The organism is Methanobacteriaceae archaeon, assembly GCA_013403005.1.
Lineage (GTDB): Archaea > Methanobacteriota > Methanobacteria > Methanobacteriales > Methanobacteriaceae > Methanobacterium.
In genome coordinates, this window is sequence record JACBOA010000008.1 from 60,208 (window position 1) to 72,563 (window position 12,356).

Annotated in this window: 8 protein-coding genes; 6 read left to right on the forward strand and 2 right to left on the reverse strand. The window is 38.1% G+C overall.

The window, feature by feature from the left end; translation table 11 throughout:
- The first annotated feature begins 213 nt into the window (after positions 1–213).
- The 5 genes from HVN35_07465 (at position 214) to HVN35_07485 (ending at position 4,720) form a co-directional block, all read left to right on the forward strand.
- Positions 214–723 carry a PadR family transcriptional regulator gene (locus tag HVN35_07465; GenBank protein NYB52376.1) on the forward strand — a complete coding sequence of 170 codons (510 nt, stop codon included), beginning with the start codon at positions 214–216 and terminating at the stop codon, positions 721–723.
- Complete coding sequence (locus HVN35_07470) at positions 720–1,817, forward strand: ATP-binding cassette domain-containing protein (GenBank protein NYB52377.1); 1,098 nt, start codon at positions 720–722, stop codon at positions 1,815–1,817. Before HVN35_07465 ends, HVN35_07470 begins: the two co-directional genes overlap by 4 nt.
- Complete coding sequence (locus HVN35_07475; protein ID NYB52378.1) at positions 1,804–3,009, forward strand: ABC transporter permease; 1,206 nt, start codon at positions 1,804–1,806, stop codon at positions 3,007–3,009. The genes HVN35_07470 and HVN35_07475 overlap by 14 nt, the downstream gene beginning before the upstream one ends.
- Before the next feature lie 26 nt (positions 3,010–3,035).
- Positions 3,036–4,274 (forward strand): PQQ-binding-like beta-propeller repeat protein, encoded by a 1,239-nt coding sequence (locus HVN35_07480; protein NYB52379.1) that lies wholly within the window; start codon positions 3,036–3,038, stop codon positions 4,272–4,274.
- A 218-nt stretch (positions 4,275–4,492) separates the two neighbouring features.
- Positions 4,493–4,720: a PRC-barrel domain-containing protein gene (locus HVN35_07485; GenBank protein NYB52380.1), complete on the forward strand. Its 228-nt coding sequence runs from the start codon at positions 4,493–4,495 to the stop codon at positions 4,718–4,720.
- 487 nt (positions 4,721–5,207) lie between these two features.
- On the opposite strand, the gene HVN35_07490 is transcribed toward HVN35_07485, so the two are convergent.
- Positions 5,208–5,882, reverse strand: a complete 675-nt coding sequence (locus tag HVN35_07490) for an MFS transporter (protein ID NYB52381.1) — start codon at positions 5,880–5,882, stop codon at positions 5,208–5,210.
- 1,633 nt (positions 5,883–7,515) lie between these two features.
- Between HVN35_07490 and HVN35_07495 the strand changes: the two genes are divergently transcribed.
- Positions 7,516–9,099 carry a hypothetical protein gene (locus tag HVN35_07495; GenBank protein NYB52382.1) on the forward strand — a complete coding sequence of 528 codons (1,584 nt, stop codon included), beginning with the start codon at positions 7,516–7,518 and terminating at the stop codon, positions 9,097–9,099.
- 167 nt (positions 9,100–9,266) lie between these two features.
- Here HVN35_07495 and HVN35_07500 read toward each other — a convergent pair whose 3' ends face one another.
- Positions 9,267–12,011, reverse strand: a complete 2,745-nt coding sequence (locus HVN35_07500; protein ID NYB52383.1) for an HAD-IC family P-type ATPase — start codon at positions 12,009–12,011, stop codon at positions 9,267–9,269.
- Positions 12,012–12,356 lie beyond the last annotated feature (345 nt).

The following is a 12,356-nucleotide window of genomic DNA, read 5'->3' on the forward strand; positions in this document are numbered from 1 at the left end:
TTTGCTTAAATTTAGATAAGGGTCTTTTCATTCTTCTATATATTCCCTAATGGTTCTTTAGGCGTAAACTGAATGTATATCAGGATTTACCTTAAATTGATACTAATTTATTCCAATTTCATTTTTATTTACACAAACCTTTATATATAAAATAGATATATCATATTGTATTATGTCAATTTTTGATATATCAGAAAAATAGGAGGTTAATAAATGCTTGGGGAAAGTGCGCCCTTAACAGAAGAATCAGATGATGCTGATGAATACAATGAAGAAAAACTAGAAGAAATGCAGAAACTGATTAAAGAGCGCAACAAAACTATTAAAAAGATGTCTAAATACGAAAAAAAGCTTATGAAAGGATTAATGAGAGGCTTTGGTAACACCATGATCCTCTGGCTTATAAGTAAACAAAAGTTACATGGATATGAAATAATGACCAAAATTCATGATTCGTCCCCACTTAACGAAAAAATGCCCAGTGCCAGTAAAATTTATCCTGTTCTGCACGATCTGGAGAAAAATGGCTTGATTAAGGGAACTTGGGGACATCAGGGTAAGAGAAAAATAAAATACTATGAAATTACCGAGGAAGGTAAGCATACCCTTTCAACCTTTCGAGAAATTGCCAGATTTGCCAATAAAAACAAATCCAGCATTTGGTTAACCTTCATAAAGGACATGTTAATGGACGATGAAGATGAAAAGGAGTTAAATTTATGAAATACGCTATAGAAACCTTCAATCTCACTAAGCAGTATGGTGATTTCGTAGCTGTTGATGATCTCATCATGAAAATTAGAAATAAAACAATATTCGGATTTTTAGGACCAAATGGAGCTGGAAAGACCACAACCATTAAGATGCTCACCTGTCTAATCTTCCCAACATCTGGAACAGCCAATGTGGCCGGATTGGACATATTAAAAAATCCTAATCAAGTAAGACAAAAAATAGGTATGGTACCCCAGCTGGTTAGTCTTTACGGAGACCTTACAGTCAAAGAAAATGTATATCTCTGTGCAGATTACTACGGAATTGACAAAGACCTCAAAGAATCCCGAGCCGATGAACTAATGGAAATGGTGGATATCAAATATGCTCAGGATAAGCTCGTTAAACAGCTTTCAGGGGGTATGAAACAGAAAGCTTCTGTGGTTGCAAGTTTGATTCATCAGCCAGATATATTATTCCTAGATGAACCAACCATTGGTTTAGATCCAACAACCAAGAGAGTTCTGTGGGATTTGGTAGAAGAACTAAACTCCAACGGTCACACCATAATACTGTGTTCCCATGACATGTACGAAGTGGAATTACTCTGTGATGATGTGGGAATTATCAATCATGGGAAACTGGCTGCATTTGACACACCGCAGGGACTGAAAGACACCATGATTCATGAAATCAAAGAGGAAAAAGGACCAGTAACTTCCAATGTATCGGAAGCACTGGAGAAAATCCTGGAAGAAACCAATCCTGAAGATAAAAAGGCAATTGAATTCATACAGGATAGTATGGGAGAAGAACACCTCACATTTAAAGAATTAAGTCTCATAATAAACAATATGGATGCAAAACTCCTCCAACATCTAAATAATTTGCCCATGGTGCACAGTGTCACCCAACATGTATCTGGAAGAATAACTATGGAGATAGATGATGAAGATGAAGCAGTAACCAAGGTCATAGCAGATATAATAGAACACGGAGGAAATATAACCTCTATAGCTACCAAAGACCCTTCCTTAGAAGATGTATTCATGAGAGTGACCTCAAAAAAGAAACAAGAAGGTGCAGATAATGGTGGAAACTAAAAAAATCATGTGGATGCTTAAAAAAGACTTGTTAGTCTTATGGAGGCATAAGCCACGTCTAATTTCAATATTATTGTTCCCCATAATTATGATAACCCTTTTTGGTTATGGTATGGGAGGAACACTGGAGAATATCCCTGTGGTGGTGGTGGAGCAAAGCCATGGCCAGGTTACTGATCTAACCCTTAATGCAATGAAGGGAATGAGTTTGTATGACATTAAAGAGATAACTACAGACTCGGATAAAGCCAAGCAGATGGTTCAAAATGGAGATGTTAAGGCGGCTATAATCTTACCCTCCAATTACGATGACTTAAATGATACCAAACCCAAAAGTGTAGTTATTGATATAGATTCATCGGATCAGATGGCTACCAGTGCCCTCGTTCCAGCAACACAGGGCTTATTCAGTCAGATAAATGATCAACTGGCTGTAGGTAAGCTACAGGCCATGAATTTAACACCCGCTCAATCAGCTTCCACATCTACGATACAAGTCCAGCAGAATAATGTTCCAGCACAACAGCAAAAGATCAACTACCAGAACATAATGAATTCCATCAATTTCCAGATAAACAAGATGTATGGAGATATTAAATACATAGACTTCCTGGTCCCAGCAATCATAGGTATGACCGTGCTATTTGGATGTATGTTTGGCATGGGAGAGGCCCTGGCTGGTGAAAGGGAAAGAGGAGAACTGGCAAGGTTATTCATGACACCTACCAGTGTGGCAACTGTAGTAGGGGGTAAAATTATCTCCAAACTGTCAGTGGAAATTGTAAGGGCATTGATCCTCATTGCCGCAGCTATAATTCTCTTTGGAATTGTAATCAATGGAAGTATGCTGCTCACTATTCTGGTTCTGGCCCTGGGAGCACTGTGTTTTGTAGGGTTTGGAATCATGATATCTGCCAGAGTTTCAACCCAGGAAGATTACATGCAAATGGTAATGCCCATAACCATGCCCATGATGTTCGTTTCTGGAGTTTTTTACCCCATTGAAACCATGCCCTGGATATTCCAAAAACTGGCATATATCTTCCCCTTAACCTATGTAAACGATGCACTGCGGGCTGTAATGTTAAAAGGAGTAGGAATTGGAGATATATGGGTTGATATTCTGGTACTTTTAGGTTTCACAGGACTATTCTTTGCCCTGGGAGTAACCAGATTCAACAGAGATATTTAGAGGTAATTTCATTAAAAGGTGATAAAATGAAAAATAGTAAAAGAATACTGATGGGATTAATGATAATGGGTTTAATCTCAACTTCAATTTCCATAGCACCAGTTTCAGCTCAGGACTGGAACATGTTCAGCTCCAATCTTGACCACACAGGCTATGTAGACGAAGCATCAGATTTCACCCCAGTAACCTGGCTTTTTAAAGCTAACAGTGCTATAAAATCATCCATTGTTATCTCGGACAAAACCATCTACTTTGGTTCAGTCAATGGAACAATGTATGCTTTAAACCTGGATGATGGCACCCGGGTATGGACTTATAATACTGGGGGAAGTATTTTATCCTCCCCGGTAGCCAGTGGAGATAATGTATATTTCGGATCAATGGATAATTATTTCTATGCATTAAACAAGAAAAATGGAAATTTTGTATGGAAATATAAAACTGGAAACAGCATAGAATCATCACCAGCAATAGAAGATGGAGTAATATACTTCGGTGCTAATGACAACCGTTTATATGCCTTAAATGCTAATGACGGAACATTCAAGTGGGAATTTACCACTGGAAATGCTATTAAATCATCACCAGCAGTATACGATGGAAAGGTTTTCTTTGGATCTGATGATGGTAAAATATATGCCTTGAACACCGACGGAGCAAAGTTATGGGAATTTGACACTGGAAACGCAGTTAGATCCTCACCAGCTGTTCGGGACAATGTGCTGTATGTGGGTACAGATAATGGAATGTTTTATGCTTTGAATACAAGTGATGGTTCTGTTAAATGGTCCTATAACTTCAAAGATCCCGTTAGATCATCCCCTGTCCTGGATGCCAATGACAACAGCTTGTTTATCGGTGCCAGTAACGGCAACATTACCTGCCTGGATATGAGAGATGGTAAACACAAATGGTCAGAAAATGTGGGAAATGTGGAAGCAACACCCTCACTCATGGGAGACTACCTGGTGGTTCCTTCAAGCAGTGGAACTATTCACATCTTAAACAAATACAGTGGTAAAGAAGAATGGAGTTACTCCCCAGGATACTATCTCTTTAATTCACCATTAACCTCTGCTGCTGTTTATGGTGATGAGATTGTAGTGGGTAGTAGTGATGGCTACATTTACGCCCTTAACAATGTCAAGAAAACAGGACCCACCTCAGAATACGTGTACTATATAGCAGGAATTATTGGTGGAATAATTGTTATATTAATAGCAATTAGAGTTTTCAGGGGCCGCAGGAAGAACAAAGAAGAATGAAAAAGTGGAATTAAATTCCACTTAATTTTATTATTTTTTAAAGAATTATTATTGAGAATCCGTTTCTATTCTCATCTCATATCCATATCAATATCCTATCAAATAGACCTTATTTTCAATTTTTTTAGGGGCTAATTTTTTTTATACTGGTTGAATCCATTTTTTCATAAAAATAAATTTAATATCCTTGTGGGTACAATATTAATAATGGGGATACAATGAGGATAAAAGATAAAATTATTGGTAAAGAAGTTGTTGACAATCATGCAATTTTGATTGGGAAAGTGAAAGATGTGGAAGTTAACTTCGAAACTGAAAAAGTGGAAGCATTTATAGTAGGGAAAGGTGGACTTTTCGAAGGACTGGGAGGTTCAAATGATCTTATTATTCCCCTCACCATGGTTATAGCAGTAGGGGATAAAATACTGGTTAAAAGTGAAAAATAGAAATTATTTCTTTTTTTAATAAATCTTTTTAAATTTCCTTTAACAGTTCCTTTAAATATTCTTATAACTCCCTTTATTTTTTATTTAAATTTATAATACAATTTTTTAAATATGGTTTATTTAGTTCATGATAGATTTAACTTTTTCATGGTTGGAAAAGGTCTTGTTAAATAGATATTTCTGTGTATGGGTTCACCCAAATTTTTTGGCAAATAAGATCTGTAAAAATTGCCATGAATCAAAAATGAAAATATTCGAAAATACTGTAAATAGATTATTACATATACCCCAATTGATCCAGATATGATAATTTCTATTATTTTTTTCCTGCAGTGGTATCTTAAATTCCAATTATTAAAAATCTTAGGAAACATTAATAAATTTACTTCGCTAAACCCTGATATAACGAACTGATGAATTTTTGTAAAAAACTTCAATAAAACTATCTTATTCGATGAATAAAAACTAACTTTCCTAAGTTCAAAATCTAAATACCTCTTTGATATCTTATTTTTCTTAAGTATCCTCCTATCCATCCACAAACAGCCCCATTAATACCACCCAATAGAGTAAAAGGAATTATTAAAAGGTATGATCCGGTAAAAAGACTTCCTAAGAAGAATGAAATAGCTCCAGTAATTATAGCATTTTTAACCCCTATAATCTGGTTATTAAAAAAGTATCCAACAGCTAGTAACAATATAAATGTCAATAATGTCATTATACCAGGAGTGAATGTTAATATTAGGGTTATTGCTATTACTGCGGGTATAACTAATGGCCATTGAATATTCCTCAGGTTTAACTCATTTTTAAGAGAATACAGGGGGTTCATACCCATATCATAATACGGGCCCTGATTTTGATGCCAATCATGAGATCGGTATAACCGGTAACGCAGTTTATTCCAAAAATCCGCCCACCGCTTTTTCATATTCAAATGAGGTAGAGTGAATATCGATTTGATTTTTTCCCTTAGAATCTCCATTATGGGAGGCTTTTTCTGTATATCTACTTGTTTCCAGTTTGGATCAATAATATCCAAATTTTCAACGTATCTTAATTTACCACCGCATTCACAGTCAAAAACAAAATCTTCGGGAGATTCATCTGATTTAAGTTTATAGTAGCTCTTGCATTTACCGCAGATCAAATAACCCATATAATCATCCTCTCAATCGCAGATCACGCAACGTATGACTTTAATTATTTTTTCCCTAAGATGGTCTTTTAATTATCATTTATTTTATGGTGAACATTTTTATGATTTTCTTTCGAGTACCCCAACTTGTAACCTTAGATTAATTCATGAAAACTCTCTTATCTTTATTCTTCCCTTTGCAATGAAATTTAACGATCGGATAAAAAAACATTTCCATTTGTTTTTTTTTAAAATTAGATGGGCAGTGAGTTTCACTTTGAAAGACTGAGCCTATTTAGGGTTCCACCTTTGGATTTTACCATTGAACCCCCTCTCTTCCACTTTGCTGGTAGGTGGGCTTGGAACAATCCAGGTGTTTATTTTAGAGTTCCTATCCCCAACTTCTGGCTACTTTTTAATGGTGTACATTTTCTTCCAGATTTCTATACAATATCTTCCAGATACGATACTATTAACGATAAACTAATCTTCAAAACTAATAATAAACCATACTGGAGTGAAACCGTCTTAAATAGGATATAAATGATTTGGAACTATAGATTAGATGCACTTTATATACCAATTAGACATACACTTCAAGTGTAACATAAAACACTAATAGTGATCAAAAATGTTTTGCTAAAAATTATTTAACCATGGTTTGATATTAGACATCATAGGAGCCATCATAGGCTTCTCTGCATTACTAACAGTTATCATACATTTTAAACAGGTTCATCGTCATAATCCTAAGTCTAATAAAGGTTGAGGTGTTGAAATCGTCTTTAAAATCATTAAAATTATAAATAGAGGGTTTGTAGATTAAACCTTATCGTGGAACTTAAAAATCATTAACTTTAGGAAATAATCAATGATTACAGGCTCAAAATTGATTGGGGAGAGTTTTAGACAGATACTATAAATTGTTAAACATGCAACCAACCATAATTTCACTTATATAACTGTCATTGCCGGGCAAATGTTAACTGTGAATATTGTAAATATTATAAATCCTCATTGATAACTACCTAAATGAATTCTAAATTTCTTGTTTTCATTTGGCAGGATAATCCTTATCTATACTTTTTATTTTGCCGTTGGCGATATGAATGTGAATAAAAAAGAATAAGAATAAAAAACCTCTTATTGGTAATTGCCGACTTATTTAACTTGCTTTCTTAGTCTTTTCACCCTAACCTTCATTAACATGGATTAACCAGCACCCTTTACCCTATAATTTTATCCTAGCTTTTTTTTGATCTTTATGGTTGTCATATATCAATTGTCTTTTTGGGATTTTTTTTTGTTCAAAAGACTACTATTAATAGTAAACTTAATATTTTCAACACCTGTAATAACAATATTTTTATTTCTGAAAATCAAAATAAAATGTTTATACAAATAATTGGACTGTAAATTTAATGGGTGTTGAGTGTTTATCAAAATTTGAAATTCGTTAGTTATGGTTTTTTCACCAAAAAAATGAGAAATTATGGCAGAGATTGTTTGCAAATTTTATTCAATCCCCAATAGATTTACATCCCCTAAATATTGGAATTCCAAGTCTTTATTGATTCCTTAATTTAATAGGCTCATAGGAAACCTTGTTACGCTTCTTTTTGACAACTATCAACTATAAAAGGAGGTGAGAAAAATGAAACCCCAAATAAAAACTTTCATATTCGGATTATTACTCCTATCAACAGTTATAATCCTGGGCCTGGGTCCGGTTAGTGCTGATAACATAAACTGGGTTGGGACACCAGGCGATGACACAGATATCGAACTTGGCACACCCAACGATGATACTATAAGCCAGGATGGGCTTGGTGGTGATGACACATTATTTATAGCCGGAGGTGATGGAAACGACCAGATCAACCAGAACGGTGGTGACGGCAACGACCAAATAAGCATAAAGGGAGGCTTTGGTGATGATCAGATCACACAAGACGGTGGAAATGGAAACGATGTAATAAATCTTCAGGGTGGCGATGGCTACGACCAGATCAAACAAAACGGAGGACCTGGTGACGACGTACTGGTAACAGTTGGTGACGATGGAAATGATGTTATTTCAGTATTAGGTGGCGATGGCAACGACCAAATAAAAGTAGATCCCGGTTTAGGTGATGACCAGACAACTGTCGAAGCAGGACCAGGAAATGACGAGATCACCTATTCTATTATTGAAGGTAACGATGTAGCGAACATCAACGGCGGCCCAGGCTATGACATATTAACCATCAACCAAGGCTTTAATGAATTCACATTATTTAATGGAGACAACCTGATCTACACCACCGGAAACCCAGCTACAGTAATCACCATAAACAACATAGAACACGTCAAAGTTATATTTGCTGGAGGAACAGAAATCTTCGATTATTTTCCTCAAACAGAGCCTGTTCAAACAGTAACCATAACCAGTCCAGCGGACCGTTCTAAGATAAAAAGTATTCCTCAGATAACTGCAAATACCAATCCTGATGTAGGGGTGGTTAGGGTTGATTTTGAAGTTAAAAACAGTGCTGATAATGTTGTAGCTACTGACTCAGATACTAATGGTGCTGATGGATGGAGTTACAACTGGAATCCGACGGATTTACCAACTGGTGACTACACCATCACTGCAACTGCCTACGATAACCTTGGAAAAATTGGAACTCACCAGATAAATGTCCAGTTAGAGGCAGATCTTTATGCAAACCCATCTTTTAACACGGTCAGCCTGATAGTGGGTCAAAACGTAGTAGTGACCTTTAAAATAGGGAACAATGGACCAGGCAAAGGCACAGACATCCTATTCGCCTACTCAATACCAGCTAATATGGAATTTCTCATGGCCAGAACTGATCCTGCTGATCAGGGAACCTTGAGTTACGATTCAATTACGAGGATCCTGACTTGGAATATGGGAGATGTGTTGGTGGGAGACCCTTACCTCTATGTAACCCAAAGGCCACTAAGCGCTGGTGAATTCATTATAAATTACGGTTTCAGCTCCACCAGTACACTGGGATTGAACACTGCCACTATGATCGCCAGTGCAGTCGTCAATACGCCAGCTACATCCTCAGACACCAGCAGCCAACAATACGCAAAAGCAGCAACCACCACAAAAGCGACAATCAGGACCGTGCCCTTGCAAAAAACCGGCCTGCCACTTGGAGCAGGAATTCTAGCCATTTTAATGACTTTAGCTGGTTTATTCAGCTCCAGGAAAGGGAAAATATAGCCTTAAATTCCATCCCCCTACTTTTTTTTAGGGTATTTATTTCTACAATATTTTTTTTTAATTTCATGGGATTATTCTATAATTGTATAAATTTTTTTAGGTGGAAATGAACTCGCTAACAAGGCTAAATTCTTTAATTCACTCCAATCAGATAAAAGATTATTTGCTTATTCTGGAGTAAAAGATGAAGGACTCCTCCTGTATCTGAGTATTCCCTTGTAGATTTCTCCTATTATTAGCAGTAATATTCCAGGAATTAGGCATAATCCCCACTGGTAGGCATCAAGGGGGACCGTGCCGAAAAGCTCATTGAAAAGTCTGGTTTCTGTAATGAGTATGGCACCGAATATAATCCAGAGATAGGCGTAAAGTAGCCGGATATTGGAAAAAGTGGCACTCTGAAATGCGGTGTCCCAGGGGAAGCGTAGGTTCAGGGCCAGGAAGATGTTCATGAGAGATAGGCATACCAGGCCCATGCTCTGACCTGCCTCCACAGAGCCGTAAGACACTCGTCCTATGTGATAAACCATTAATGAGGTGAGAGCCATGTAAACACCAGCCATAAACAGCCTAATATACATGCCTTTGGAGATGATACCCTCGTCATGTTTTCGAGGTTTGCGGGTCATAATCCCTGGTGAGGCCATGTCCATTCCAAACATTATCCCAATGGGTGCAACCACCAGCATGTGAATCCATAATACCTGTCCTGGGGTGTAAAGGGCAGTGCCCACCACTGAGAATATGGATGCACCCAGGAAGGCTATGATGAACATGAACATGTTGGCAATCTGGATCCTGAGGAATTTCTGCAGGTTATCATAAATCTTTCGACCTTCTTCAATGGCAGTGACAATGGTTGCGAAGTTATCATCCACCAGGATCATCTTGGCAGCTCCCTTGGCCACATCAGTACCGGTAATGCCCATGGCAATACCGATATCAGCTGCCTTTATCGAGGGAGCATCGTTCACCCCATCACCAGTCATAGCCACAATATTACCCTTCTTCTTAAGCACCTTTACCAGACGAACCTTATGTTCAGGTGCCACCCGTGCCAGAACTCCAATGTCATCAATCTCTTTTTCAGCTTCCTCATCACTCATTGATGCAAATTCACTACCAGTAACTGCTTTTCCTTCAATACCAAGCTCACGACCAATAGCCTGAGCTGTGACTGCATGATCACCAGTGATCATCCTCACCCGAACTCCAGCTTCTTTGGCCTTTCTAATTGCCTCTTTTGCTTCCGGACGGGGTGGGTCAACTTCGCCTATAAGTGCAGTGATTATCAGGTTTTCCATTAAAGTCATCAGGTCAGAATCAGGGTCAAATGACTCTGCATCAAAATCTTTCTCTGCTAATGCAAGAACACGCAGCCCCTCTCTTGCTATACGTTCATTCTCATCTAAAACCTTCCCTTTATCATCAGCACTTAACTTTTTAGCTGTTCCATCAGGCATCAGCCCGTATGCAGACCTTTCAAGAATTACATCTGGAGCACCCTTAATGTATGCCCTTACCACTGGCTCTCCAGTGGAATTTTTCATAGAATGAAAGGTGGCCATGAATTTATAATCGGAATCAAAGGGAATGCTGGCTATGCGTGGATTATTCTTACGGAATTCCTGAACATTCAAACCACCCTTTTCAGCCAGTACATAGAGAGCTGCCTCAGTGGGATCACCCACCACCTTTCCATCTTGGATATCAGTGTCAATACACAGAGCACATGGAAAGAGAACCTTATCCAGGTTTTCTTTTTCATCACCTTCAATTCTCTGTATCTTTCCCTGGAAACTGTAACCTTCTCCTGAAACTGTATAACGGTGTTTTACTGTTGAAATGACCTTTACTGTCATCTGGTTCATGGTGAGAGTTCCGGTCTTATCTGAGTTGATTGCTGAGGTGGATCCCAGGGTTTCCACTGCGGGCATATTCTTGATAATAGCGTTTTTCTTGGCCATGGCCATCATGCCCATGGCCAGAATACTGGTTACAACTGCAGGCAGGGCATCGGGGATAGAGCCTATGGCCAGGGATATGCCGATGTTAAACAGATTTTTGAAAGATCCTCCCTGGGAAAGCCCAATTATGACAATAGTTAGAAAGGCGAGCACTGCCATTCCTATGATGAACAGGGTAACCCGGTCTATTTGCTGGGTTAGTGGAGTTTTTTCCTCCTTATGCTCCTTTAGCATGGTGGCGATATTGCCCACCTGAGTATTCATACCAGTCTCTGTTACCAGGATCTCCCCATGGCCCCGGGTCACGTTGGTGTTCATAAAGGCCATGTTCACCTGATCACCCAGGGGTGGACTTTTTTGTTTAATCACAGCACTGTTTTTTTCTACTGCCATGCTTTCTCCAGTGAGGGCGGATTCTTCCACCTGGAGGTTAGCAGCACTTATTACCCGACCATCAGCCGGAACCCTGTCTCCAGCATCCAGGATCACTATATCACCAGGAACGATCTCCTCAGCCTCAACCTGGGTAACCAGATTATCCCTCCTTACCTTGGCAACCACTTTCATCATCTTGTTAAGAGCTGCCACACTTTGAGAGGCCTTTGCTTCCTGCCGATATCCCAGGTTAGCAATGAAGATGGTTAAAACTAGAAGGAGTAAAAAGGTCCGGTACTCGGCGATGAAAAGACTCACAATAGCAGCTATCACCAGAACGATCTGCATGTAGGCCTTGTACTGTTCCAACCATTTTCTCCATGCTGGTTTTTCTTTCTCCTCTTCCAGAACGTTAACACCATAAATTTTCAAACGTTGAGCTGCTTCAGTAGAGCTGAGTCCCTCTCCAACAACCACCTTCAGCCTTTGAGCAACTTCTTCAGTAGTTAACGCATACCATGCCTCTTCTTTTACCCCAATATGAGTATTTCCATTGTTTGAATCAGACATTTTTCCCCCTCTTAGATACAAGCGGGTAATTATATTTTAAATCAGATTATAACCCTGATTTTAATGAGAACATTTCTTAAACTAATTTACACATAACTTATTTTCATGCTGGATAACATAGATGCTCCACTTATAAATATCAAAGTTATAATCAATAAACATACCGGTATTAAGTATTTTCAAGGGGAATTGTCCTACTTTTGTGGAATTCAATAGGTCAATTATTGGATTTGGGTGTTATATGAATATTGAGTTCACTTTTTTTTAGAATGAGGATTATAAGTTAAGAAATAGACTCCATTAATACTAATGAACCCTTACCAAAACAAGCATGGCATATAACAG

Excerpts from the sequence above, each read along its gene's own strand:
- HVN35_07500 (NYB52383.1), bottom strand. The coding sequence starts at position 12,011 with ATGTCTGATTCAAACAATGGAAATACTCATATTGGGGTAAAAGAAGAG.
- HVN35_07485 (NYB52380.1), top strand. The coding sequence starts at position 4,493 with ATGAGGATAAAAGATAAAATTATTGGTAAAGAAGTTGTTGACAATCAT.
- HVN35_07470 (NYB52377.1), top strand. The coding sequence starts at position 720 with ATGAAATACGCTATAGAAACCTTCAATCTCACTAAGCAGTATGGTGAT.
- HVN35_07490 (NYB52381.1), bottom strand. The coding sequence starts at position 5,882 with ATGGGTTATTTGATCTGCGGTAAATGCAAGAGCTACTATAAACTTAAA.
- HVN35_07465 (NYB52376.1), top strand. The coding sequence starts at position 214 with ATGCTTGGGGAAAGTGCGCCCTTAACAGAAGAATCAGATGATGCTGAT.
- HVN35_07480 (NYB52379.1), top strand. The coding sequence starts at position 3,036 with ATGAAAAATAGTAAAAGAATACTGATGGGATTAATGATAATGGGTTTA.
- HVN35_07475 (NYB52378.1), top strand. The coding sequence starts at position 1,804 with ATGGTGGAAACTAAAAAAATCATGTGGATGCTTAAAAAAGACTTGTTA.
- HVN35_07495 (NYB52382.1), top strand. The coding sequence starts at position 7,516 with ATGAAACCCCAAATAAAAACTTTCATATTCGGATTATTACTCCTATCA.